Origin of the sequence: Nonomuraea sp. NPDC049419 (genome assembly GCF_040676995.1) — a bacterium.
GTDB classification, from domain to species: domain Bacteria; phylum Actinomycetota; class Actinomycetes; order Streptosporangiales; family Streptosporangiaceae; genus Nonomuraea; species Nonomuraea salmonea.
Genome location: NZ_JBFAQB010000018.1, coordinates 189,419 through 214,225, shown reverse-complemented (window position 1 = coordinate 214,225; position 24,807 = coordinate 189,419). Strand labels below are relative to the sequence as shown.

Below are 24,807 nucleotides of genomic sequence, written 5' to 3'. Positions count from 1 at the left end.
GGATCGGCGTGCTGATCGGCGTGCGAGCCCGTGCCCGGGCACGGGGCATCACGCTGGCCCTGACCGGCGTTCCCCCGCGCGTGGCCCGGCTGCTGCGCATCACCGGGCTGGACCACCGCTTCCCCGTCATGGCGTGACGGGCATGCCGACCGCCACCCGCACCACCGCAGAGGCGGCCTAAGACGGCCATGCGCCGTTCCCCCGGCCCGCCGTCTGGTGCGCCGCCTCCCTGCTGCTGCCGTTGTTCGCGGCGGGCTGGGCGATCAGCGGCACCCTGTACGGCGCTGTGACCGCGTTCATCTGGGCCGGCCTGGTCCGCATCGCCCTGCTGCAGCACGTCACCTGGAGCGTCAACTCCCTGTGTCACATGATCGGTGAGCGCCGCACAAGACCCGCCGCCACGACCGGTCCACCGACCTGTGGCCGCCGGCGCTGCTGTCCTTCGGGGAAAGCTGGCACAACGGCCACCACAGCCAGCCCGGCTGCGCCCGACACGGCTGCGGCCCACGCCAGATCGACCCCTCCGCCGCGCTCATCCGCATGTTCGAACGCCTGAACTGGGCCACCAACGTGCACTGGCAGCCCGCCGACGTCCTCGGCCACCCACGCATGGTGGCCGGCAGGCACACCCTGCGCACCAGCACCCACCCCAGCGCGCTCAGGGGACGTTAGCCCCGGTCAGCACGCGTGAAAGGAGCTCGTTCCGCATGGAGGAGACGATCTATTGTGAGGGGAGGGGCTCCAGGGGGAAGGCGTCAAGGTGACGGGTGATGGTGAGCGGATGCTGGGCGGCCTGCTGGACGCCACTCAGCTGTCCGCGATGGAGGACCTGCCGGGCCTGGTCGCCGCGTACGGACGGCTGGCCGGCTTCTCTCAGACGATGATCTACGTAGCTGACCTGCAGCAGCAGTTGCTGCTGCCCTTGGCCGGGCAGCGCGACGTGTACGGCGAGCGGCTTGAGGCCATCCGGATCGACGCCACCATGGCCGGGCGCGCCTTCCGCGGCGTGGAGATCGTCGAGGCCCGGCATGTGATGGATCCCGCCGCTCCTGAAAGCGTCCCTGCCTCGCCGGCCGACGAGGTGCCGCAGCGACTATGGGTGCCGTTGCTGAGCGGCACCGAACGGGTCGGCGTCCTGGGAGTGAGCGTGCAGCGGGGATCTGAGGCCGCGGCGTTGCTGGCCGGCCGGCTGGCCTCGCTCGTCTCGCTGCTGCTGATCAGCAAGCGCCCCTACAGCGATTCCTACGCCCGCCTGGTCCGCGCCCGGCCGATGACGCTGTCGGCCGAGGTGTTGTGGAACCTGCTGCCGCCTGGGGGCTTCGCCGACGACAGGGTGGTGGTCAGCGCCGCGCTGGAGCCGGCCTACGAGGTGGGCGGAGATGCCTACGACTACGCGATCGACGGCGACACCCTGCATGTGTCGATCTTCGACGCGATGGGGCACGACACCGCGGCCGGGCTCACGGCCACCATCGCCATCGGGTCCGCTCGCACCAGCCGCCGCCAGGGCACGAACCTGCCTGCGACGAGCGAGGCGATCGACGCGGCGATCGCCGAGCAGTTCACCGGCCGCTTCGCCACCGGCGTCCTAGCCGATCTCGATCTGCGGACCGGCCGGCTGGCCTGGGTCAATCGAGGGCACCATCCGCCGTTGGTGATCCGAGGCGGCCAGCAGGTCGCCACCTTGACCAGCGTGCCCGACCCCCCGATGGGTCTGGGCTGGGGAGTGTCCACCGGGCTGCTGCATTACCAGCTCGAACCCGGGGACCGGCTGCTGTTCTACACCGACGGCATCATCGAGGCCCAGAGCCCGGACGGGAAACTGTTCGGGCTGGAGCGCTTCATCGACTTCGTCATCCGCCGCGAGGCCGACGGCATGTCGGCCCCGGAGACCCTGCGCCGCCTGATCCAGGCCATCCTGGCACACCAGCGCGGCCGGCTGCAGGACGACGCCACCGTACTGACGGCCGAATGGCGCACCCAGCGGCAACAGCCGCTCACCCTGGAACGCTCCAGGATGACCGCGCCGCATGAGGCAACACGATGATCAACAGCCGTCGGCCCGCCGAAAATCAGGCGGCCAGCTCGGCATCGGTGAAGTCGGCCTCTTTGAGGAGGGGATCGAACGGGTCTGGCTGGCGATGGAGGTCGTCGGTGGCGTAGGCGCCGAAGCGGCTGATGTGGGCCCGCAGGTACGGGGCGATCTGGCCGAGCTGGTCGGCGGTGATCCCCCAGCCCTCGGCGACGAGCTGCCGCACGACGTCGGAGACGTCCAGGGCGTTCTGGAAGACGACCAGGTTGGCCGGCAGCGTGTTGAACTTGATCAGTTTCTCCTGCTCTTCGGGGTCGTTTTCGGCGGGCACGCCGCCGAAGCCGAGCCACTTGGAGAACCCGTTGCAGGACTCGGCCTTGTTGGTCGCCGCGGTGATGCGCGGGTGGTGATGCGGACCAGGCAGGCGCGCTGGTCGTGCACCTGCTCGAGGTCGACCATGACCCACCGCAGCCAGGTCTCCTGCAGGACGTCCTCGGCGTCGGCGGCCGAGCCGAGCATCTCGGCTACGACAAGCACCAGCGCGGTGCCGGCGAGACGGGCGGCAGCCGCAACGGCGCCCGGTCCAAGACCGTCCTACGCATCAGGTGCATTCTCCTTGATCAGGAGTTACACCAGTGACCGTGCAGACCCCCGCTCCGGGGACGCGAAACCACCCCTGCCCCTCGAAGTCGATCACAGTGCCGTCCCTGGCAGGTGCGGCCCTGTCGGATACTCGTCTGGATCTTCGTGCGCCTCTGGAGGTCGCAGTGCAGCCTTGGCCTCGGGTCGGTTGCCATGGGTCCCGAGTAGAGCGTCGCCGCAGGCCACAGCGGGTGATGGCGGCGGAGAGAGGGCCGTCAGGGGTGGAGGACGACCTTGATGGCTCCGGAGGCCCGGTCACCGGCCACGCGGAAGGCCTCTGCGGCATCGTCGAGGGGGAAGCGGTGGGTGATCACCGTCTGCGCTATCGCAGGGTTGCCGGCGAGCAACGCTGCGGCCTGTTCGGTGTCGCGGATGCCGTCGTGCCGGCTGTAGGAGATGGAGTTGATGTAGGTGAGTTCCTTGACCAGGCTGGCGACGCCCGGGATGGGTACGGTGTGCACGTAGACGCCCAGCAGCACGATGCGACCGCCGGGGCGGGCCAACTCGGCGCACCGGGCGAGACCGGACTCGCTGCCGGCGGCGTCGATCACGACGTCGTAGAGGCCTTCGGTTGGGCCGGCTTCGAGACGTTCCGCAGCCATCCTCTGGTGCTTGTGGCGCACCTCGATATCAACGTCGTGGCCGCGCTGCCGGGCCGCGGCCACGGCCAGCAGCCCGATGCTGCCGCCGCCGACGACCGCCACCCGCTCGCCCGGCGTGAGCGCCGCCCTGCGGACGCCGTGCCAGGCCACTGACGCCGGCTCCACGAGGCAGGCGTCGCGTACGTCCAGGCCGGCCGGAAGCGGGACAAGCATGTTCTCCGGGACCGTCACGGCATCGCACATACCGCCGTTTCGGAATATGCCGAGCGTTCCGTGCTCCGGGGCAGTGCACCGCTGGACATGGCCGGTGCGGCATTGGTCGCACTGTCCGCAGTAAACCAAGGGTTCGACGGCATAGCTCCGGCCGTCGGCGGCGGTACCGGCGAACTCGTGGCCGTAGGTGTAGCCCTGAACGGTGTAGCCCTGAACGCCGCCGGCCGCGAAGTTCACGTCGGTCCCGCAGATGCCCGTCGAGGCGATGGTGAGGCGTACGCCGGGCGCTACCGGTTCGTCGATCTCGGTCACGAGGATGCCCTGGTCGGTGTTACGCACTGCGCGCATGATGACCTCTTCAACTCGCCGCTATGTGAACGCTGTTAGCTTATGGTAAGTGATCGGTGTTCGCCTAGGCCGTATCGTGGTCCCGTGCGCGAACCCACCACGACAGGCATGGCCGGCGAGCTGCCGCCGCATGACCCGCGGGAGAACCAGCAGGCGGAACCGAGGCCGGGCACGGCGGCCTGGTGGCTTGCCCAGGAGAACGAACCGGCGCGGCGGCGGCGGCGCAGATCACTGACCCTCGATGCCGTCCTCGACACGGCCATGGCCCTGCTCGACACGCGCGGGGTGGCCGCGCTGACGATGCGCAACATCGCCGAGGGACTCGGCTGCACGCAGGCGTCCCTCTACCGCCACGTGCGCAACCGCGAGGAACTGGTGACCCTGCTGGTCGACCGGGCACTCAGCGTGGCGAGCTCGGTGCCGCCCGGCGACACGGACTGGGCCGAGAAGGCGGCGTGGTCCGCACGCCTGTTCCGCGAGCACCTGCTCCGGCACCCCGGCGTGGCCTCGCTCCTTCGCGGGACCGAGCGGCTCGGCCCCAACTCGCTGGCCGGGGTGCAATACTCCCTCGAACTGTTCATCGGCGCCGGCTTCAGCCCCCGGCTCGCGTACGCCGCCGCATCGTCGCTGGCCACCTTCATCATCGGCTCGGTGAACTTCAATCTCGGCCTGGACTCGTCAGATCCCGAAGAGAGCCGTCACCGGCGCCTGCTGTACCGCTCCCGAGACGCCGCGGCCTTGCCCCTGATCGTGCAGCACGCCGACGCCCTCGCGGAGGTCAGCAGCGACGATGAGTTCGAAGTAGGCCTCAAGGCATTGTTGACCGGCTTCCGGGCCCTGGTCCAGAACCCGGACATCACGCACGCTTAGCGCACCTGGCCGGCCTTCAAGCTGCTGACCGGCTCCAATGACGGTCGCCCGGAAGCGGCCCCTGGGTCGGCCGCGCGGAGAGCGTCGGCCTCGACACGCAGGCGGGCGGGGGACCTCTGAAGGAGTCAGCCTTCTTCCGTCACGTACCGCAGGTAGAAGTCCGGCTTGGCGAGAAAGCGCCGCCAGTCGTCGACCAGCTGAAGCTCCTCCCACCTCGTGGCCTGAATGCCGTGCTCTCCCAATTCGATGATCTGTGCGCCAGGAAGGCCGGCCAGGATCGGCGAGTGCGTCGCGCAGATGATCTGGCCGCCTTCGAGCGAGACGCGGTGCATGAGACCGAGCAGGCGAAGGCAGGATCGAAACGACAGGGCCGCTTCGGGTTCGTCCAGCACATAGAGTCCCGGCCCGGACACCATGCGGTCGAGAACCGTGAAGAACCCTTCGCCGTGGGACTGCTCCGTGAGGTCGTCCTCCCAGAATCCAGGCATGCCGGACACGTTCTGTCCCAGGTTGAAGAGTGTCTCGGCGCGGAAGAAGAAACCTCGTCGCTTACGTCGAGGACCGCGCAGGAGTTTGAGCCCTGTCGCGGTGAGTTCGGCGTCGAGCGCCTCTCCCAGCGGAGAAGGCATCCCTGTCGATGCGTACCTCGTACCGGCTTTGCCGCCCTCGGAGTTGATGCCGCACACGTCGGCGATGGCCTCGATCAAGGTGGATTTCCCTGAGCCGTTATCCCCCACCACGAACGTCACCCGGTCGGTGAAGGCCAGCCCAGACGCCTCCAGATGACGGACCAGGGGCAGTGCGGCAGACCAGCCGGCCAGAGGGCGCGAAACGTCAAGCCGCGTCAGCAGCACGTCAACCGCCTTTCCACCGCTTCGAGAAGCTCATCTGTGTTCACAAACCGGGTGTTCGCCGCCCCATCAGGATTGCACGACCCTGTCCGGCGTCGAGTCGCACCACAGGAACGCCCACCCCGGAACCGCGCCCACCAGACGGATGATCGCCGCCCGGTCGGGGAAGATGCCCACCACGTCGGTGCGGCGGCGGATCTCCCTTGACGAACGCGAGAACGTCTGCAGCCGTGGCGAAGATGCCGCCGGCCTCCGCCGCCGAACCGGCACGCGCCGCCGACCTGGTCGCCGAGCTGAAACGCGCACTCACCGCCTACCTCAGGAACACGCCGGAGACCCCGTGACCCTGGTGAAGCGGCGCAGCGCCTCCACCCCCGACACGCCGTAGACGTCCTCCACCGCGTCCGCCAGCAGGTGACAGGTCCTGAACCGGTCCAGCGGGGTGAGCCCGAGCCGCGTCAGATGCAGATACGTGTAGTTCAGCAGCACCCGGTACCGGCGGAAGGCCGGGCTGCGGAAGATCACCTCGTGGTAGGCCGGGTTGTCGAACACGAGCCGCTGCAGCTCGCTCGGCTCCCGCTGCGGCGCGCGCGGCTCCCCCGGCCGGGCCGCGAACGCCTCACCGGGCTCGATCGCCGGCTGCACCAGCCGGCCGTCGTCCATCATCGCCGCGATCCGCGGCCGGTAGCGCTCCAGCAGCGCCGCCCACTCCCGCACGAACGGCACCGCCGCCGCGCCCGGGTCGTCCAGGCAGGCCACGACGTCGCGGACGCGCCCCGTCAGCGCCGCCCGCCGCTCGGCGAACACCCGCTCGAACGACGCGCGGGCCGCTGCAGGGTCGGCCGCCCACGTCAGGTACCCCTCGGCGTGCATCCGGAACGACAGGTAGCTGCGGTCGATGCGCTGCGAGGTGTGCGCGATGGTCAGCATGAGGCTCAGCGCCAGCCCCGTCTTGCCGTCATGGCCGTCCCGTACGTGCTCCAGCATCTCGAACAGCAGCGGGGTCGCATCAGCGTAGAACGCGGCCAGCAGCTCGGCCTCCTCATCGGTGCCCAGGACGTGCCGGCGCGAGTCGTAGGCGGCGTCGCGGATGGAGTTGTCCGGCGGCCACGGCGTCAGCGGGCCGCGCTCCTGCTCCCGCATCGCCATCAGCCGGTGCCTGGGCAGACTGTCGGCCGGATCGAGCACGGCTGTGGAGGGGTGCTCGCGCAGGTACGCGCCGACCACCTCGTCCACGCGCGGCCGCACCACCCGCTCCCACGCCTCGGGCGCCGCCTTGACGTTGATCCGCAGGTGCGGGCCCTGCCGCCAGTGACGCAGCACGTACGCCTGCTCGATCTCGCCGCGCAGCCCCTCCAGCAGCGGGCGCACCGCGTCCAGCAGCAGGGCGTCCTTGCCGGGCGCGTGGTAGTAGACGTGCACGCAGTGCCAGACGGGAGTCAGGGGGACCACCTCCGGGAGTCGGCGAGACCGGCCACGGCGCGGCCGGCCAGGAACGTCGTGTGCTGCTCGGCTCCGGCACGCAGCCCCAGCCGGTTGTGGAACAGATGAACGCACCGCATCAGGATCAGCGCCACCGTGCGCCGCTCGGGCGGCGCCGCCAGCGCGAGGGCCGCGTGCGGCGAACCCGGATCGCGCGGCACACACCGGCCTTCGGCGTGCAGCACGTCCAGCTCATCCCGCAGGGCCCGCAGCGACGCCGCCCACGCGGCCAGCAACCCGCCGGCCGACTCCGGGCCCTCCCACAACCTGCGGGTCTGGGCGAGCAGCGCGTCCTTCCGCCGCCGCCAGTCCTCCTCCACCGCCGCCGCCGCTGCGGCGGGGCCGCGCATGGCGGCGGCCAGGCGGTGGGCGGCCGAGGGCAGGTCGGGCTCGCACGCGGCGACCGCCATCGTCAGCGCGGCCAGCCCGATCGCGGTGCGGCGGCCCATGTCCGTGCCGGCGGCCAGCACCTCCAGAGCGAGGCGGCTGGAGACGGCGAAGTGACGCTCGGCGGCGGCCACGCAGGCAGCGTCACCGTACGCCTCGTACTCCGGCAGGTACCCGATGAACGCCACCGTGCCCGGCTCGTGCAGCCGATCGTCATAGTCGGCACGGCGCTCACCCCTGGCCATCGCGGCGGCGAACGCCCGATAGGAGTCCGCATCCACCGCCGGGGACGGATGACCGGCGAAATGCGCCGCAGCACGCTCGCGCACCAGGTTACGGACGTCCTGCTGGCGGGCGGGGTCGGGCACCTGCAGCCGCAGCCGCACATGCTGGCCGCCCTCCCAATAGCGCAGGAAGAAGGCGCGGCGGATCGTCCCGCAGGCCACCAGCTCCCGCGTCACCGGCCTCACCACGCCCATGATCAGCGGGTCCAGGTCGCCGAAGTGGAACAGGTGCGCGCTGACCCACCGGTCCTCGCCCGCGATCGGATGCGCCGTCATGACGCCGGCCTGGCGGACAGCTGGATGACGTACTCGGTGACCCGCGCCTCGTCGCCGTAACGGGGGGCCTGCGAGGGGTCGGGCAGGGCCTCCTCCACAACCAGCAGCGCGCCCGGGTCGCGCAGCGTGCGCACGAAACCGGTCAGCAGCAGCAGGTCGGTGACGTCCACGTACATGGGCTTGCGGTCCTTGCTGAGCAGCCCCGCCAGCAACCCCTGACCCACATCGACGACCCGGGCGAAGAAACGGCGCGGCACCCCGTGCCCGGCCAGCCACTCGGCCAGCCTCGGCAGGTACGCCGCCTCGCTCTCCCCCTTGGCCGGCACCGGGAACACCCCGGCCCGCATCCGCCACGCCGCCCGCGCCACCGTCACCCGCCCCACGTCCATGCGCGGCCAGCACTCCACCACGCCCTCCTGCGGCGGCTCACTCCGGGTGCGGAACACCCACCCGGGCACCATCGCCGTGGACGGCTCCCCGAACACCCGCACCAGGAACTGCAGCCACGGCGGCAGCCAGTACTGAGCCGTCATGCCCAGATGCACCGGCCTGACCGGCCGTCCGGACCCGTCCAGCAGGGTCAGCCGGTCGTGCTCCCGGTCGTAGCCGACGGTGAGCTCCGCCGGCGTCACCGCCGGCAGATGCGCGTCCGGTGCGGTGAACGGGTGATCGAGCGCGACGTCCGCCGTGGCCGGCCGCACGTTCAGACCGCCGCCGGCCAGGCCGCGGCACTCGGCCACCAGCACATCACCCTGCGCCGCCCGCAACTCCTCGACGGGCGGCGCCTCGCCGCCGGCCAGCGTGACCAGCCGGTGCAGCCGCGACAGGCCGCGCCCGTACCCGGCGGAGACGGAGTTGACGACGGCCCGCATACCGGCCGGGCCGGGTATCGCCTGCACGTAGCAGCAGATGGAGCCGGGCGGCCGCACGAAGCCCGGCCAGCCGTCCGCCAGCGCGGCCAGGCGGGCGGCCGTGAGATCCACCACCGAAGCCCCGCCGCCCGTGGCAGGCCCCGCGCCGAGGCGGTCCCAGAAGCCGCGCCGCAACTCGGTCAGGCGTTGCAGACCAGGAGGCACATCGACGTCGGGCAGGGCGCGGGTGCCCGCGACCGGGTCGCGCAGCATCGCCCGCAGCAACTCCCCGCCCGCGCCCGGCGCGCCGCTGTGGACGTCGCGGTACAGGGCCATCGCGTGCAGGCGGCTGGCGGGGCCGTACCGGTCCACGAAGTACGCGGCGGCGGCGACCTTGACGGGCAGGTCGGGGTCGAACAGGCCCAGCAGCCCGCGCAGCGCGTCGAGGTCGTCGCACACGCCCCGCCAGGCGGAGGCGTTCAGCCGCCCCGCGGCGCCGGGGATGACCGCGCTGTGCCACAGCAGGTTCTTCTCCGGCAGGGACGGCCCCGGCGGCAGCACCTCCCGCAGCGCCGCCCGTACGACGCCGGAGTTCCTCGCCGGCTCGGCCTGGAGCGCATCCGCGACGCGGGAGACGGCCAGCGCGTACGGGGCCGGCCCATCGGCCGCCAGCCACGACGCCAGCTCCCCCATCGGATCAGGCCCCTGCTCGTCATACGGCGGCACATACTCCACCAGCCCCGCCTCGGCCAGCGGCTCGATCCCCGGGGCGGCCGCCAGCGTGGCGTCGTCCTGCCGCCGCACCCAGTCCAGAGCCTGCCGCACCTGCGCCGTCGCCGGCACCGACGACAGCGGCTCCCCATGCCCGGGGCTGAGGAACCACACACGCTCCCCGTCGTCGGCGGCGGACGGGTTCACCCGCAGCCGAGCCCGCTCACGCACCCGCCGGTGCCGCGTCAGCACCGCCCACAGCGGGCGCAGGACCGCCCGGTCGAGCTCGGCCATGACCAGCCAGGACGGCTCACCGCCCGTGGCCACCGCCGGCCCGTCCGTCTCCCACCGGCCCAGCCCGCCGGCCGTGAACGTCGCGTACGGACTCGTCTTGACACTCGCCCTGGCCAGATAACGCGCCAGCCGCAACACCTCCTGCCGCTCCGGCGGCCGGCCGCCCAGCCACGCCTCAAGCCGATCGGCCAGCACCGCGCTGCCCTGCGCCAGCCCGTGCCGGAACCCGGCATCGGACACCGCCTCCCGCAGCACCCCCGTCTTCTCCCGCGCCTCCTCGGCGAGCACACCGGGAAGCGCCGCCCGCAGCTCATCGGCGCGCCGCCGCAACGCCGTCCACGCCCCGATCCTGGCCGCCAGGCCCGCCGGCAGCGCGCCCAGCACCTCGGCGGACACCGCCCGCCCGCCCAGGCGCCGGCCCGCGAACACCGCGCGCCGCAACGCCACCAGCCCGGCACGCAGCGGCCCCGCCGCCACACCGCCGATCACCTCGTGCAACGGCTCCGACAGCTCCGCGCCCTCCCGCCGCAACCGGGACGACACGTCCGCCAGCTCGTCCACCAGCCGCCACGTACGGGTGCACCGCATCCGCTCCAGCCCCGCCACCGGCAGCCCCGCGACACGGACCGCGACAACGGGCGACAGGGCATAATCGGGGTCAGCGAGCCTTGAAGAGTCACCGTCCCCCGCGACGGGGACGGCGGCGTGCGCTATCTGGGTCAAAGGAAACGCGCTCCTCGAAGGGGTTCGTCAGGGGCCGAGGGCGCTCACGGCACGGGCGCCCTCGGCCCTGCTCGTCATCCCGGTGGCCGCGGCGGGCTCACCGGAGGACCGGCACCGGCGCTACAGCTCCGGAGCCCAGCAGCTCATCGCCGTCAGGTACGACGAGCAGTAGCCCGGCGACGACGACGCCCCGGTCTCGATGCTGCCGTGGCCCTCGGCCACGATGGAGTCGGCCGACACGACGTCGATCGAGTCGACCTCCAGGCCACGCAGGTCGAGCTTCAGGTTCTCAGCGGACATGTGCACTTCTCCTTCTGCTGTGTATCCGTCGAAAGGGGTCACGCTTGTCGGTCGGGTGGCATCACCTCCTGGCTGACGAGGCCGTGGATCGGGCGGGTCACCAAGGGCCCGCCGGTCGGTGGGGTGCCCATCGCCAGGAACGACAGGCTCCTCAACGGGCTCGCCGCGAGACCGAGCACCTCGTCGGTGGTCTCGTTCGCGCCGTCGGAGTGGATGCGGGCCGCCAGGCCCAGCGCGGTGGCGGCCAGCGCCGCCCGCTGGACGATCAGGCCCGCCTCCATCTGCTGCATCCGGTACCAGCGGTCACCGAACGCCGGCGCGCCCGCCACCGGGTCGCCCACCGGGATCAGGACGGCGGCCGCCCCGCGCAGCGCCACCTGCGTGTTCGGCAGCAGCGGGCCGGTGGTCACCGCGTCGATCGGGATGGTCGCGGGCGGCTCGTGCAGGGTGTGGCCGGCCGGGTCGTACCAGTAGGCGGCGCGTGGCAGGCCGTCCACCCGCAGCGGCAGCAGGCACAGGGCCGTGGCGGCCGGTCCCTTGGTGGTGCCGGGCAGGTCGGACGGGTAACCGGCGCAGGCCGCCCGCAGCACCGCGCCGAGCGCCCCGCCCGCGAGCGGGACCGGGCGGTAGCCGGCCAGGGGTGAGGCGCGGCGTTCCATGCCCGGCTCGTGCGGCATGGGTGCGGGCTCAGGGGCCGGGCGGGCCGCCCGCGCGGGCGGGCGAGGCGGGGCAGGCGGGTCCGACGTGTGAGGGGCTGCGAGCGTGCACGCCCGGTGCAGGGCCGCGGCGAGCCCGCCGGCAGGCATGGGCCGGGGAAGGGGCCTGCTCTCGTCCGCCGCCGGCCGCGAGACCAGCTCATCGAGCGACGGCGGCTCAGCCCGCGGGTGCTTCGTGGGCGCGTGGGACAGGGTGAGGGCGGCCAGGGTCGCTTCGCGGGCGCCGTCGAGGCCGAGCAGCCGATCCACCTCGCCGTCCGCGAACCGCACATGCGCCCCGCCCGCCAGCCCCAGCCGCTCGGCCACGGCCAGCGCCTGCGCGATCAGCACCCCGGTCTCCTGGCAGACCAGCCGGTAACCGAAATCTCCGTACTTGAACATCGACCGCCAGAACACCGCCGACAGCACGACCACCACATCCGCCCGGCCATCCCCGCCGAGCAGGCCGGTCAGCGCAGGGACGTGGTCGCCGCCCCGGACGCGCTCAAGAATGTGGTGCACCGGGTCGTAGTGGTACAGCGCGGCGGGCAGGTGCGGCTCCCCCGCGGCCACGTACGCCTCGACCGGATAGAGACCCCCGCCCGACGGGGCGGGCCGGCCCGCGAGCAGCATCGGCGGCCGCCCCAAAGGCCGGCCGCCGTCACCGAGGTGGTGGGACCAGACGATCCGGGTCAGGCCGAGCAGGTTCCGCAGCAGCTCACCCAGCGGATGTGCGGCGTTCCAGGGGAGCGGCACGCGTTCAGCCCTCGGGTAACGCTTGTGGCGGGTCGGGGCGGCGGCCCAGTCGATGTCCAGCGGGCGCCGGTTCCGCATGGCGGCCAGGTAACGGCTCGTGGCCGCGCCAGGCGCCGTCGTCGTGTGCACGCGGGCTTCCTCTCGGTGACCGGTCACGGGAACGGGTGCGGGTAGGGGTTCAGCTCGTCGGGACGCAGATCCCGGTCCCGATGACCGAGGAGCCTGGGCAGGGCGAGCAGGCGCGGCAGGCCGTGGACGCGCCGGTAGCGGTGACCGAACGTCATGGAAAGCGTCCCCGGCACGATCACCTTCGCCGCGTACATGCCGGCCGCCCGCGCCTCGGGCGAGGTGATGTCGACGGCGATCACGTCCAGCCCGGTCGCCAGGTAACGGCCCGCCAGCTCCGCCACGTCCGCGCAGAGGTCGTCGTGGCGGGGCCAGGCGGCGCGGGCCCTGATCTCAGGCAAGGACAGCGCGGGCCCGTGGCGCGGCAGGAAACCCAGCCTGCCCGCCGCGTCCGGGTGGGCGCAGGCGAGAGGATGGTGCTCCAGCAGCCGCACCTGGTCGGAGTCGGCCACCAGCCGCGCCGACGCCTCGGCGTCGTAACGTTCGAGATGGCCGGCCAGCATGGGGCTCACGTCCTCAAGCGCCCGGCGCAGCGCCCGTTCCGGGTCGAGGTGCGAGGCGGAGCCGCACAGCGCGTACGGACGGCCCGGCCCACCCAGCGCGTCCACCGCCATCACCCAGAACACCGGCACCCGCTGCTCCATCAGCGCCGCGAACGCGTGCACGTCGTAGCCGAGCCGGTCACGGACCCGCTGGGCGAGCATCGGGATGCGCCGGTCCGCCGCCGAACCGAGGTCCACGCGCGGGACGGGCATCCGCGCGTACCAGGTGGCCAGCGCCGCGTCACGCTCGGCCACCTCCAGCAGCCCGTACAGCACCGCCTCCGCCGGATGACCGCCCAAGGCGCAGCCGTTGGAGCACTCGTAGGCGAAACCGAGGTCGTCCTTCGGGCGAGGACCGAAGAACGCGTAGCTCTCCGGCACCAGCACCGGCGCGTCCCGGCCGAACGAGTACCCCCACACCCACGTCGTCGCACGCTCCGGATCGAAACGGGTGAACAGGAAGCCCGGCTGGTCGTACCAGTCGTCCGGATACAAGCCCAGCGCACGCGGATCGAGCGCCCGATCGGCGATCTCGCTGTACGCGGCCCGGACGGTGGTCCGGCGGCTGCGCGGATGGATGCCCGCGATCCGCTCCAGCGCCTCCGCGATCGCGGTCGCCCGCGCCGAGGCGAAGTCGTCGCTGCGGCCGTAACCGTGATGGCTCTCGTGCTCGGTACGCGACGGGCTCAGCCGCGCCACCGCCATCGGACCGCCGCCGCGCTCCTGCGCCACCACCGCCTGCACGATGCCCGTCTCCGCGTCCACGAACAACCGCTCCAGCTCCGCCCCGTCGATCTCCCCGACCCTGAACGTCCCAGGGTCCGGCTTGGGCGCCGGGCGCGGCACGTACCGTCCGGCCTGCGGCCCGTCGTCCGCCCGCATGCCGCAGTCGGGGCACAACGGATCCGGCAGGAACGCGTGCCGCCGCACCGCACCGCTCGTCAGCCGCACTTTCAGCAGCGCGCCGGCCGTACGCGCGGAGCCAGGATCGCGCCGCAACCGGCGAACCTCCTCTGCGACCAGCGCGGCGACCGTCCGCGACACCAGCGGCGTGAGCAGCGTCGTCGCCCGGGACCCAAGATCGGCGCCCCACTTCGAGCGCAGGGCGTCACGGGCCGGCGCATCAGGACGGTTGCCCGCCCGCCGACGCGCCACACACGCCGGGCAACCGGGCCGGCCCGGACGCACGGCCGGACCCACCAGCACCCACCCGGCCTCGACCCGCACCGGCAACCACGCCACACCCCGCTCCGCCGCCAGCCTCGCCACCGCCGGATACGGCCGCACGTCATCGGCATCGCTCGCCACGACGATCGCAGCCCCGGCCGGCTCGGCCGCGAGCGCCCGCCTGATCGCCCCTTGCAGCCGCCCCTCCCCAAGGACGGTCACCAGATCGGGATCCGCGACGGACCCCGCGACGGACCGCACGACGGCCTCACTCATCGAGCAGAACGACTCGAGCCACGAACGGCAACCGCCGCGACACCTCAGGATCACCGTGCAACGGCACCGCAACAGGCACCTTCCCGATCCGCCGCAACGCCCCGGCCATCACCCTGACGGCCTCCACCGGATCACCACCCGGCGGCCACAGGGGATTGAACCGCGCCCCGGACGCTTGGGACTGCCACCGCAGCAGCAGCCGTTCCAGCCCGTCCCGGATCGCATCGGTGAGCGTAGGACCGACGGACACCAGCACCTCCTGACCGGGAACCGCGAGCGCGACGGCGGGCACACCGAGCACAGCGCTGTGATCATGAACGTCCGGGCTCTCCCCCGCGAGGGCAAGCTGCCGCATCAACGCCTCAACCTCCGGGTCCTGCGACGGCCCGATCGGGGCTGCTGTCCGAGCGGGTGGTGATCCATGCGAGAGGCGCTCGCGCAGGAGATCCTCGCAGTGGGCCCGCAGACCGGCCGCCAGCGCCTCCGTCCAGCTCAACCCGGCACCGGTCCCGACCGGCGGCCGCGACGCGCTCTGTGGGGTGCCGAGGCCGGTGAAGCGCACGTCGCGGGGCGAACCGTCAGGCAGCGCCACCCCCCGGACCTCCTCGCCCGGGCGCAGAGCCAGCACGCCGTACGCGGCCAGGGCCGCGAGCAGACAGCGCAACCGAGCCGTCCGCTGATCGGCTCCCCACCCGAACACCTCCCGCGCCGGTGCCCAGCCGGGCAGCACACCGGACGGATCGGAGACCACCGCCCGGCACACCGCCACCGGCGACTGCACCAGCGCCTGCTCATCCAGCATCCCGAGCACACCCAGCCGTGCGTCGACCAGCTCGGCGGTAAGGGCGAGCAACCCGTCCACCTCGACAGCGCCCACCGCCTTGTCCGCCGCGGGAGCCGCGGCGAGCGCCTCCGCCAGCTCTTCGACCGGATCGGAGCTGCCCCCTTGAGTACGGGTGGCGCGGGGGTGGGCCAGGAAGCGGTGCGGAAGTGTGTCGAGAGTGCGCAAATCCACCCGGATCAGCTCACGTTCCGAGCCCGTGTCGAGCCCCGTGACGCGGCTGAAGCAGGCCAGCGCCACGATGGCGGCGACCACCGTGGGCACCGGCCCCGTCAGCAATTCCTCGCCGGGCGGGGCCGGGGACGCGGCGGGCAGGCCGGCGAGCCGGTGCCAGCCCGACTCGGCCGCGGTCTCCGAGGGCCGCCCCACCGGGCCGACCCAGACCTCCGCCGGGCGGACCAGGGCCTGCCCCAGCACGATCCCGGCCGCCTCGCAGGCTCGGGCCGCCGCCACCAGCTCATCGAGGTCCGCGCTCACCTGGAGCACGATGTCGGCGTTCCCGGCGATCGCCCGCATGTCGCCGGGCAAGGGCAGCGTACGGATCTCCTGAAGAGGATCACGGCGAGCGGCGTCCGCGACCCGCCGCACCCGCTCAAGCCCGCCCCGGCCACCGTCCTGCTCAGGGCCGGGGGCGATCACCGTGACGTGCCGCCAGCCCGACCCCACGCACGCCTCCGCCAGCGCCTCCGCCAGCGGCCCCGCACCCACCAGCGCCAGCCGCGCGCGCCGGATCCGCTCGAAGCGCTCCTGCGGCGAGTCGAGCGCGTAGCCGATGAAGGCGACCTCCTCCGCGTACGCCCGCAGCTCCATCTCGCTCAGCCCATGGGCGCGGGCCTGCCGGGCGTCCACCACGAAGCGCCACTCGGCGAGCTGGCCCACCAGCCGCTCGACCATGGCCTTCCGGTCGCCGGACAGGTTCGCGGTGAGCTCGCCTAGGGTGTGGTGACCGGTCAGCGCGGGGGCCAGCCGGGTGAGCCACGCGTAGGCCTGCCGCCCGCGCAACGTGCACGCACCGTAGTCGCTGTGAACGTAGGCGCCGTCGGGGCATTCGACGAACCGTACGTCGTCTCTAAGCTGCGGTCTCATCGCCGAATCGGCTTTTGGGAGCGCTCCCATGAAGTGGATATTACGAACGGAAAGCCTTTATGTAAACCCCATATCACCCCTTTAATGGAGGCCCGATGCCGGTTATAATCCTCAATTCCCCTTCACGGTCACGGAATGTCACTTACCGAAAAAGGGAAGCCTTCGATCGCTCCGGCCACCGGCGAATATCGTCGAACATCAGCGGATCGGGGTGGAGGCTTGGAAAACCTCCACCCCGATCCGGATGCAACCGCATGTCCGCCGTTTCCACCACGCCCGTCGAGAAGCCCGTCGCCTGTCGAGAAGCCCGTCGTCCCAGCACCCTAGCTCTGTGACCGCTCGTCCCAGGATCCACAGGCCATCTGCGAGAAGGCACCGCATCCTGCCCCGGACCGGCAGACGCGGTCTCACGTGGGACCGGCCGGCGCCACCGAAGGTGGGGAGGCGTCACCGGGGGTGGAGAAACGCGCTCGACGCCCGATCAGCGCCTCTTGGGGAAGGCGGCGCGCAGTGCGGAGCTGCGGGTGATGAACGCGACGCGGATGATGGGCAGCATGCAGACGACCTGCATCACGGCGTACCACAGCGGACAAATCCCCGGGATCAGGTCGACGCCGATGATCGCTATCGGCATGATGACGGCGAGAGCACGCACCCGCTCGAAGGCCCGTCGAGATCCCCGGGACGCGGAGACCGTCATCCAGTAGATCAGCACGGCCACCACCGGCAGCAGGGCTGCCCGGACCCACATGAACGTGTTCACCATATGACCGCTGCTCGATACCACGATGACTGCCAACAGGGCGATGGCGCTGAGTGCGCCGTACACCTTGATGCTGTTCTTCGCCGTGCCGAAGGCCCCTCGGGTGCGGGGTGTGCTGAGGAGTGCCGCCCCGGTCGTGGCGTGTGTGTTGGATTCCATGCTCAGCGACGCTACGAAGCGGTCGGTCGAGGCGGTATCGGTCCAGGCGCACGGGTGGGTGGGGCCAGACCCACTCCTTGGCCGGTCAGGGCAGTGGCGCGCTCCGCGCGGTGCACAGTAGAAGCATCGAATGGAGAGGCGAAGGAAGAGGCATGCGGCAGTTGGGTACCTGGGCGGGGCACATCGGCGTGGGGTTCGTGCGGTCGTGCGTGGTGGCGGTCGTCACCATGCTGGCCCCGGCCGTGTGGGCCGCGGCCGTGGCGTGGGCCATCTGGTGGGGTGCAGCGAACCCATGGTCGTGGCTGGGGCCGTTCGTGCTGGTGTGCGTGGGCACCCTCGGGCTGTCCCGACCGGTCTGCCGGCTGGTCCGTTCGCTGGTGGCGAGGTGGACGGGCACCTTCATCCCCGCCGGCTACCGGGAGGCCGGGCCGGTGGTGCGGATGTCCACCGGGTACTGGTGGAACGGCTTCTCCTACGAGCGCAGCCGGCGTGACGCCCTCCTGGACCAGAAATGGCGGGTGCGGTGGAAGGATCCCGCCGTCTGGCGCGACCTGCGGTTCACCGGGATCGTGCCGTTCGCCGCGGGCGTGGTAGCGGCCGTTCCGCCGGCCGGGGCGGTCGCGGCGGTCCTCGGGCTTGGCCGGCCAGGGCTCACCGCGCGCCTGGCCGCAGTGCTCGGCTTGGTCGTGGCCATCGCCACCGCCCCGTACGCCTGGCGGCTGCTCGTACCAGTGGCCGCCCGCTTCCTGCGCCCGTCGCGCGCGATGGCGATGACCGAGCGGGTGGAGGAACTGACCGCCCAGCGCGCCGACGCAACGGTCGCGCAGGCCGCCGAGATCCGCCGGATCGAACGGGACCTGCACGACGGGGCGCAGGCCCGCCTGGTCGCGCTCGGACTCGCGTTGGCGACCGCCGAGAAACTCATGGAGACCAACCCCGGCCAGGCCAAGGCGCTGATGCGGGAAGCACGGGGCGGTGCCGCCGCCTCGCTGGCCGAGCTTCGCGAACTGGTCAAGGGGATCAGCCCGCCGGTGTTGAACGAGCGGGGGCTCGTCGACGCCGTCCACGCCCTGGCCATGGACATCCCCCTCGACGTGGCCGTCAGCGCCGACGCCGGACTGCGCCTGGACCCCGCGATCGAGGCGGCCGTCTACTTCGGCGTCGCCGAACTGCTGACCAACGCGGTCAAACACGCCCAGCCGTCCCGGGCGCGGATCTCCCTCGCCCAGCACGACGCCGATCTCATCGTCGAGGTCGAGGACGATGGGCGGGGCGGGGCCGATGTGCGCGCCGACGGCGGACTCGCCGGTCTGCGCCGACGCCTTGCGGTCTTCGACGGCACCCTGGAGATCAGCAGCCCACCGGGCGGCCCGACCCGTGCGAGGATGACACTGCCATGCGACTCGTTGTAGCCGAAGACCTCTACCTCCTGCGCGAGGGGATGGTCCGCCTGATCCAGGCGTACGGGCATCAAGTGGTGGCCACCGCGGCCACGGGCCCCGAGACGCTGGAGGCGCTACGGAGATGGCGCCCGGACGTCTCCGTCATCGACGTCCGCATGCCGCCGAACCAGTCCGACGAGGGCCTGCGCGCGGCCCTGGCCGCCCGTGCCGAGATGCCTGGACTGCCGGTCCTCATCCTCTCCCAGCACGTGGAGCAGCTGTACGCCCGGGAGCTCCTGGCCGACGAATCCGGCGGCGTCGGCTACCTGCTGAAGGACAGCGTGTTCGACGCCGACCAGTTCATCGGCGCCCTGGAGCGGGTCGCGGACGGCGGGACCGCCATGGACCCGGCCGTCATCGCCAAGCTGCTGTCCAGCAGCTCCCCTAGCCGCGGGCTCGAGCGGCTCACCGAACGCGAGCACGCCGTGCTGGCTCTCATGGCCGAGGGACTGTCCAACCAGGCCATCGGCCGCCGCCTTTTCCTCAGCGACAGCGCCATCAGCAAGTACACCACCTCCATGTTCGGCAAGCTCGGCATCGTCGACGACGAAGACACCAACCGCCGCGTCCGCGCCGTCCTGGCCTACCTGAACAAGCGCTAGCTCGACGGGGCGCCTGGCACGTTCACCTGACCGCTCATGCCCGCCGAACATGGCCCCCGTCCCCAACCCCGACCTCGCTGGTTGACGGCCGCTGCGACAGCACCCCTGGGTAGCGGCGGTGACCTGCGCGGTGCCTTCGACCTCGACGCCCAGGTGGTCCATGCGGGTGTCCTCGCCCGCCTCGCCTTCCACCGTGCGGAGGTCGCCTCAGTGGTCCTGGCGAAAGATGATCGCGGCGCCCAGGGCGGCGGTGGAAGGCACGAACATCTCTCCGGTACCGGTGTGGGTGACGGGGATGTCGTTGTCGCGCAGGAGCCGCTCGGTGGCGGCGATGTCGCGTACGGACACTGCGTAGGCGACGAACGCCGGCAGGGCCGCCGGGCGTTCACCTGGCAGCAGGCCGGCGAGCGCCGAGGCTGCCACGATCGTGATGTCCGCCCGGTCGAAACGCGTCACCTGGCCATCCCGTGCCTGGCCGAAGTAGGTGCCGTAGCGGTGCTCAAGCTCGGGAAACGCCGAGTCGGCGACGCACAGCACACATTCGACCAGCCCGGTGGCGCCGTTGGGATGGTTGGTGTGCTGCTCGCCCTCCCGTGCCTCGACTGGAGCGTTCTCGGCGAATCCGATCCTGCCTTCCGGCACCCGCCCGGCAGGCAGATGGGGATGGGAGATCTCCAGGTAGCGGGCGGGCTCCATCTTGGTCCCGGTGCTGGTCTCGACGGGTCGCTGGATGGCGTGCACGCCACCATGGCTGACGTCAGCGGCGGTCAGCCGCGCGGCCACGCTGTCGATGTCCGGCGTGTCGGCGATCATGATGTGAAGGCCCTGGAAACGCTGGAGCATGGACGTGATGTTGGCGGCGGTGGCGCGAATGGCCGCCATCAGCCCCGCCAGCTTGTCGTCAGGCACCTGCAGCGGGATGGAGCGGGCGTCGCCGGGCATGCGGCCGGGGCCGTCGATGACGGCTACCAGTTCGATGAAGTTGCGGGGGAAATACACATGGGTGTTGGCCACGCCGAACGGTTCGGCGTGGCCTCCCGCGACGCGCTGGAGGACGGGATAGGCGGGCGCCGGCATGGTGAAGCCGAGCCGGCGGTACCGCTCCATCGCCTGGTTCATGTCCTGCACGACGTGCCCGACGTGATGCAGGCCGTTGATGTCGTCGCCCATGACGGGCCACCTCCGTACCCGAGGAGAATTTGAAAGCTGACTCGCTTTTGAGAGTAAACCATCATTTGCGAGGGCGATAAAATGTGGCGTATGAGTGACAGCGGGCTACGCGAACGCAAGAAAGCCAAGACCCGGGAGGCGATCCTGCGCGAAGCGTTCAGGCTCTTCCGTGAGCGCGGCTACAACGCCACCACCGTCGAGCAGATCGCCGCAGCCGCCGAGATCTCCCCCGCGACCTTCTTCCGCTACTTCCCGACGAAGGAGCACCTGGTCGCACTCGATCGCTTTCCGCCTCTCGTCGAGGCCCTGGCCGCTCAGCCACCGGGCCCACCGGTCACCGTGCTGCGCGGCGCATTCCGCTCGGCGTTCGCCGCCCTGTCCGCCGAAGAGATCGCCGCGGGACACGCACGAGAGGTGTTCGCGGCTACCGTGCCCGAACTACTGGTGGCCAACCTGCGCAAGAGTCCGGGCCTGATCCGCGAGGTCGGCGACATCGTGGCGGACAAAGCCGGATGCGCCGCGGACGACCCGCGGATACGCAACGCCATCGGTGCTGTCATCGGGGTCGTGGCCATGGTCTGGCTCCAATGGGCACAAGATCCCGCTATGGACGGACCCGCCGAGATCAACACGGCGCTGGCGCACCTGGAGTCCGGACTGGGCCTGTAGACCGACGCACCGCGGCCACATCAAGGACATCCCGCCGCCGGACAAGACAGTCGACATGGTCATCTCCATGGGCTGGTGGCGCGAACCCCAGCGGGAAGCCTTCCCTGGCCCCCAGCCGCGCCGGCAGGAGAGCGGCGGCCCGCATGAGTGACAGCGTGATCTTCGTCCCGGCGGGGGCTCCCAAGCACCTCCGCCCGATCACTCATGAGCGGGCCATTCCTCCGCCAGAAGCGCGTACGAAAGACCGTCCAGCCATCCCTTGGTGCGATGAAGTGAATCCCTCACCGTATGCTGCTCCCGGCGCATCCCGACCCGCTCCATCAGCCGCCACGACGATTCGTTGTCGTAGAAGCAGTCCGCATGCAGACGGCGCAGGCCAAGACCCTTGAAGGAGATGTCGATGAGGGCGCGTACCGCTTCGGTCGCGTAGCCCCTGCCGCCGTAAGAGGGATCGAGCGTCCACCCGAGCTCTCCTTGAACGCCTTCCGCCCGGTCAGCAACCTCTTCCTGAGCCCAGCCGTCCTGGACCTTCAGCGTCAGGTCGCCGATCACCCGGCCGTCCAGTTCGACGATGAGCAGATCCGCGAGCCGCTCCTCGCGAAGAAAACGCTCACGGTAGCCGTCATAGGTCTCCGTGGCGGCCACGACCCATTCATGAATCTCCGGCAGCTGCCGGAAGACCCAGGTCGCGTCCAGATCACCCGGGCAAGCCCGGCGCAACAGCAGCCGCTCGGTGCGAATCGGCCAGTCCAGCATGTCAAGAGGATGACGCATGAACCCTCATACTGACAGCGAGCTGCGGTGACGCACAAACGGAATACTGACCGACGACGCTCGCAAAGCCTCCGCGTCCTCGGCGGTCATGAGGAGCCCAGATCGAGGTGGCCCAGCTCGCGGCGAGAGCGGATGCCGAGCTTGCGGAACGCCCGATAGAGATGGTGCTCCACAGTGCGAGGACTGAGGAACAACTGGGCGGCGATCTCCCGGCTGGTGCCGCCATCCGCGGCCAGCCGCACCACCTGAAGCTCCTGCGAGGTGAGCCGGTCCAGCGGATTGGCGGCCGTGGGCTCGGCCATGACGGATGACTCCCCCGTCGCCTTCAGCTCGGCGCGCGCACGTTCCACCCACGGAGCGGCTCGCAACCGCTCGAAAGTCTTCAGCGCCGAGCGCAGCGGGACCCGCGCGTCGCTACGCCGCTTGGCACGGCGCAGCCATTCGCCGTACAGCACCTCAGTCCGAGCCCGCTCGAACGGGCGGTCGGCGCGCTCGTGCGCGGCGAGCGCCCGCAGGTAGTCGTCCTCGTCGTTCGTCAGCAGCGCCCGGCTGAGCGCGGCGAGCGCCTGCGCCCATGGCTGCTCACCCGCACGCGCCCACTTCTCCAGCCGGCGCAGCGGCTCGGCGGCCCGCTCGGGCTCGCCCAACCGCACTGCCGCCTCCACCTGGTACGACCAAGTCACCACGAGCCCCCCGGCGTGCCGCAGCGGCCCCCGCGTGGCCGTCTCCAACCGGTGCAGAGCGGCTTCGTACCGGCCGAGCCCCAGATCGAGCAGGCTGAGCGCGGCGATGCCGGCCACACCGCCGGTATCAGGCTCGACAGCAGCGAGCTGTACACAGCGTTCCTCATCCCCCTGAATCGCGGCGACCTTGGCCAGCACGGCGTTCAGCCGCGGCAACCGCTGCTCCAGCCCGGTGTCGCGGGCGATGCGCACCGCCTCCGCCACAGACGCCTCGGCGTCGCGGTGCCGCCCGGTCAGCACCTGCACCCCGGCCAGGTCCTGCAACACCTGCGGCAGTGAACCCACCAGCCCGTGCCGACGACACCGTGCCACCTGCGCCTCAGCCAGCTCAGCGGCAGCCGCGTCCGCACCGAGAATCATGGCGCAGAACGACGCCCACGACATGGTGATGTCATGGGTGGCGAGTTCGTCCAGCTGCACCGGCATCGCGGGCCGGCCCCCGCTCAGAAGATCCGGTACGGCGCGTGGCGCACCGGCCACGAAGCCCGCCAACAGCGGCAGACCTTGCGCGTAGTTCTCCTCCACGAGATGAGCAAGCCCCACCACCATCGGATCGGCCCGGCCGAGGTCACGCAACCGCGCCGCCGCCGCCCGAATCGACTCCCGGTCACCACTGAACCATCCGTACCCGGCGGCCGTACGCAGCATCGCCACCGCCGAGTCCGGGTCGGCATGCGCGGAGCGTTCCACCAGGACGCGGGCCGCCAGCCGCGGCTCGCCCAGCTCGAACTCCACCACAGCCCGCACCCCCGCCAGCCGCGCCAGCGACTCGCCGTCGTCCACCAGGCGCTCGGCCTCGTCGACCAGCGAGGCGGCCTGCGCCGCCTGCCCGGCCGACAACGCCAGCGACGCCGCCTCACCCAGCCGCACCGCCCGAGTACGCGGATCAGGGGTCAGGCCCGCCGCCTGCTCATACAGCCCCGCCGCAGCGGCGTACGTGACGCGGGCACGAGCGTGCTCGGCGGCGCGGGCGATCTGCGCGGCGACCTCCTCGTCAGGCGAGGTGGTCGCGGCGGCCAAGTGCCGGGCACGCGCACCCTCCTCGACGGCCGTCTCCGCCAACGCCCTATGGACCGTGACCCGCCGCGCCAAGGGCGCGCCCTGGTAGGCGGCGGTGGCGATGAGGGGATGACGGAAAGTGATGACGTTACCCCTGACGTCGACCAGCCCGGCCTTCTCGGCCTCCTCCAGGTCCTCCACCCCGACACCAAGCGCGGCGGCGGCACCCAGCAACGTCGGCAGGTGCCCGCGCCCCTCGGCGGCGGCAGTCAACATCATCAGGCGGGTACGCCGCGGCAACTGCCCGATCCGGGAGCGGAATGACGCCAGCACCCGCTCAGGCACCGGCATCGGGCCGGCCGCGGAGGGATGGCGGCGTCGCGCAGCGGCGAACTCGAGCAGCGCGAGCGGATTGCCCGCCGAATCGGCGATCACCTCATCGCGGAAGAGGGGCATGAGCCCGCGCTCCTCCAGCAGCAGCGCCGCATCCCGAGGTGACAGCCGTGACAGCCGCAGCTCCGGCAGCCCAGCCGCCGCAAAACCCTCCTCACGCGTGGCAAACAGCATCGCCACCCCTTCGGCGGTCAGCCGCCGGGCCGCGAACAGCAACGCGTCGGCACTCGCCCGATCCAGCCATTGCGCATCATCCACCAGGCAGAGCAGCGGTCCGTCCTCGGCCGCCTCCGCCAGCAGAGTGAGCACGGCCAGCCCCGACAGGAACCTGTCGCCCCCAACCGTCCCCTCCTCGCCCAGCACCGCGCGCAACGTGGCGGCCTGCGGGGCAGGCAGCGCCTCGATGCGTTCCTGCATCGGCCACACCAGCTGGACCAGCCCAGCGAACGCCAGGTCGGCCTCCGCCTCAATACCAGTGACGCCCAGCGTCCGCACCGGCTCGCCATGGGCGGCTTCCCGGCGAGCCCAGGCCAGCAGCGCGGATTTGCCGATGCCCGGCTCCCCGCGCAGGACCAAGCCGCCACTGCGGCCGGCACGCGCGGCGTCGATCAGCTCCCGGATCGCCGCCTGCTCGCTCGCCCTGCCGTACAGCACCGACGCCTCCGCCCGCATATACGTACGCCCGACCTTCCGTAGGCAACTACCGAAACCTTACCGATTCGGCCCGTAAACGCTCGC

General features: G+C 71.6%; 22 protein-coding genes and 1 pseudogene. 8 read left to right on the top strand and 15 right to left on the bottom strand.

Features of this window, described 5'->3' with window-relative positions:
- The first annotated feature begins 8 nt into the window (after positions 1-8).
- The 3 genes from AB0K12_RS37770 to AB0K12_RS37760 all read left to right on the top strand — a co-directional run bounded on the left by AB0K12_RS37770 (position 9) and on the right by AB0K12_RS37760 (position 2,047).
- Positions 9-137: an STAS domain-containing protein gene (locus tag AB0K12_RS37770; RefSeq protein WP_364572108.1), complete on the top strand. Its 129-nt coding sequence runs from the start codon at positions 9-11 to the stop codon at positions 135-137.
- A gap of 403 nt (positions 138-540) precedes the next feature.
- A complete protein-coding gene (locus AB0K12_RS37765; RefSeq protein WP_364572102.1) occupies positions 541-672 on the top strand; it encodes a hypothetical protein in 132 nt (43 codons plus the stop codon).
- An 88-nt stretch (positions 673-760) separates the two neighbouring features.
- Complete coding sequence (locus AB0K12_RS37760) at positions 761-2,047, top strand: PP2C family protein-serine/threonine phosphatase (protein WP_364572100.1); 1,287 nt, start codon at positions 761-763, stop codon at positions 2,045-2,047.
- A gap of 25 nt (positions 2,048-2,072) precedes the next feature.
- Here AB0K12_RS37760 and AB0K12_RS37755 read toward each other — a convergent pair whose 3' ends face one another.
- A complete protein-coding gene (locus AB0K12_RS37755; protein WP_364572098.1) occupies positions 2,073-2,498 on the bottom strand; it encodes a Tn3 family transposase in 426 nt (141 codons plus the stop codon).
- On the opposite strand from AB0K12_RS37755, the gene AB0K12_RS37750 reads away from it, so the two are divergent.
- A complete protein-coding gene (locus AB0K12_RS37750) occupies positions 2,468-2,671 on the top strand; it encodes a hypothetical protein (protein ID WP_364572110.1) in 204 nt (67 codons plus the stop codon). The genes AB0K12_RS37755 and AB0K12_RS37750 overlap by 31 nt on opposite strands.
- Before the next feature lie 218 nt (positions 2,672-2,889).
- Here the strand turns inward: AB0K12_RS37750 and AB0K12_RS37745 are convergent, their stop codons facing one another.
- Entirely contained in the window at positions 2,890-3,828 is a 939-nt protein-coding gene (locus AB0K12_RS37745; RefSeq protein WP_364572096.1) for an alcohol dehydrogenase catalytic domain-containing protein, read from the bottom strand.
- 93 nt (positions 3,829-3,921) lie between these two features.
- Here AB0K12_RS37745 and AB0K12_RS37740 point away from each other — a divergent pair, with 93 nt between their 5' ends.
- Positions 3,922-4,707, top strand: coding sequence for a TetR/AcrR family transcriptional regulator C-terminal domain-containing protein (locus AB0K12_RS37740; protein ID WP_364572094.1), 786 nt, complete (start codon positions 3,922-3,924; stop codon positions 4,705-4,707).
- 125 nt (positions 4,708-4,832) lie between these two features.
- Here AB0K12_RS37740 and AB0K12_RS37735 read toward each other — a convergent pair whose 3' ends face one another.
- The 10 genes and pseudogenes from AB0K12_RS37735 to AB0K12_RS37690 form a co-directional block, all read right to left on the bottom strand.
- Positions 4,833-5,561 (bottom strand): AAA family ATPase, encoded by a 729-nt coding sequence (locus AB0K12_RS37735; protein WP_364572092.1) that lies wholly within the window; start codon positions 5,559-5,561, stop codon positions 4,833-4,835.
- Between the two features lie 123 nt (positions 5,562-5,684).
- Positions 5,685-5,771 (bottom strand): annotated as a pseudogene (locus AB0K12_RS37730) (transposase); the annotation flags it as partial.
- Positions 5,772-5,876: 105 nt separating this feature from the next.
- Entirely contained in the window at positions 5,877-7,010 is a 1,134-nt protein-coding gene (locus AB0K12_RS37725) for a thiopeptide maturation pyridine synthase (RefSeq protein ID WP_364572090.1), read from the bottom strand.
- Entirely contained in the window at positions 6,998-7,987 is a 990-nt protein-coding gene (locus tag AB0K12_RS37720; RefSeq protein WP_364572088.1) for a lantibiotic dehydratase C-terminal domain-containing protein, read from the bottom strand. The genes AB0K12_RS37725 and AB0K12_RS37720 overlap by 13 nt, the downstream gene beginning before the upstream one ends.
- Positions 7,984-10,566 (bottom strand): lantibiotic dehydratase, encoded by a 2,583-nt coding sequence (locus tag AB0K12_RS37715; protein WP_364572086.1) that lies wholly within the window; start codon positions 10,564-10,566, stop codon positions 7,984-7,986. Before AB0K12_RS37715 ends, AB0K12_RS37720 begins: the two co-directional genes overlap by 4 nt.
- A gap of 120 nt (positions 10,567-10,686) precedes the next feature.
- Complete coding sequence (locus AB0K12_RS37710) at positions 10,687-10,866, bottom strand: hypothetical protein (protein WP_355413690.1); 180 nt, start codon at positions 10,864-10,866, stop codon at positions 10,687-10,689.
- A 38-nt stretch (positions 10,867-10,904) separates the two neighbouring features.
- A complete protein-coding gene (locus tag AB0K12_RS37705) occupies positions 10,905-12,446 on the bottom strand; it encodes a SagB family peptide dehydrogenase (RefSeq protein ID WP_364572083.1) in 1,542 nt (513 codons plus the stop codon).
- Positions 12,447-12,469: 23 nt separating this feature from the next.
- A complete protein-coding gene (locus tag AB0K12_RS37700) occupies positions 12,470-14,374 on the bottom strand; it encodes a TOMM precursor leader peptide-binding protein (protein WP_364572081.1) in 1,905 nt (634 codons plus the stop codon).
- A gap of 46 nt (positions 14,375-14,420) precedes the next feature.
- Positions 14,421-16,355, bottom strand: coding sequence for a hypothetical protein (locus AB0K12_RS37695; protein WP_364572079.1), 1,935 nt, complete (start codon positions 16,353-16,355; stop codon positions 14,421-14,423).
- Positions 16,356-16,836: 481 nt separating this feature from the next.
- On the bottom strand, positions 16,837-17,277 hold the full coding sequence (locus AB0K12_RS37690; protein WP_364572077.1) for a hypothetical protein: 441 nt from the start codon (positions 17,275-17,277) through the stop codon (positions 16,837-16,839).
- 152 nt (positions 17,278-17,429) lie between these two features.
- On the opposite strand from AB0K12_RS37690, the gene AB0K12_RS37685 reads away from it, so the two are divergent.
- Together AB0K12_RS37685 and AB0K12_RS37680 are read left to right on the top strand one after the other, a co-directional pair.
- Entirely contained in the window at positions 17,430-18,689 is a 1,260-nt protein-coding gene (locus AB0K12_RS37685) for a sensor histidine kinase (RefSeq protein ID WP_364572075.1), read from the top strand.
- Positions 18,674-19,321: a response regulator transcription factor gene (locus tag AB0K12_RS37680; protein WP_364572073.1), complete on the top strand. Its 648-nt coding sequence runs from the start codon at positions 18,674-18,676 to the stop codon at positions 19,319-19,321. The genes AB0K12_RS37685 and AB0K12_RS37680 overlap by 16 nt, the downstream gene beginning before the upstream one ends.
- 207 nt (positions 19,322-19,528) lie before the next feature.
- On the opposite strand, the gene AB0K12_RS37675 is transcribed toward AB0K12_RS37680, so the two are convergent.
- Positions 19,529-20,491, bottom strand: coding sequence for a VOC family protein (locus AB0K12_RS37675; RefSeq protein ID WP_364572071.1), 963 nt, complete (start codon positions 20,489-20,491; stop codon positions 19,529-19,531).
- 90 nt (positions 20,492-20,581) lie between these two features.
- Between AB0K12_RS37675 and AB0K12_RS37670 the strand changes: the two genes are divergently transcribed.
- Positions 20,582-21,160 carry a TetR family transcriptional regulator gene (locus AB0K12_RS37670; protein ID WP_364572069.1) on the top strand — a complete coding sequence of 193 codons (579 nt, stop codon included), beginning with the start codon at positions 20,582-20,584 and terminating at the stop codon, positions 21,158-21,160.
- A gap of 198 nt (positions 21,161-21,358) precedes the next feature.
- Here the strand turns inward: AB0K12_RS37670 and AB0K12_RS37665 are convergent, their stop codons facing one another.
- Together AB0K12_RS37665 and AB0K12_RS37660 are read right to left on the bottom strand one after the other, a co-directional pair.
- Positions 21,359-21,916, bottom strand: coding sequence for a GNAT family N-acetyltransferase (locus AB0K12_RS37665; protein ID WP_364572067.1), 558 nt, complete (start codon positions 21,914-21,916; stop codon positions 21,359-21,361).
- A gap of 104 nt (positions 21,917-22,020) precedes the next feature.
- Positions 22,021-24,723: an AAA family ATPase gene (locus AB0K12_RS37660; RefSeq protein ID WP_364572065.1), complete on the bottom strand. Its 2,703-nt coding sequence runs from the start codon at positions 24,721-24,723 to the stop codon at positions 22,021-22,023.
- Positions 24,724-24,807 lie beyond the last annotated feature (84 nt).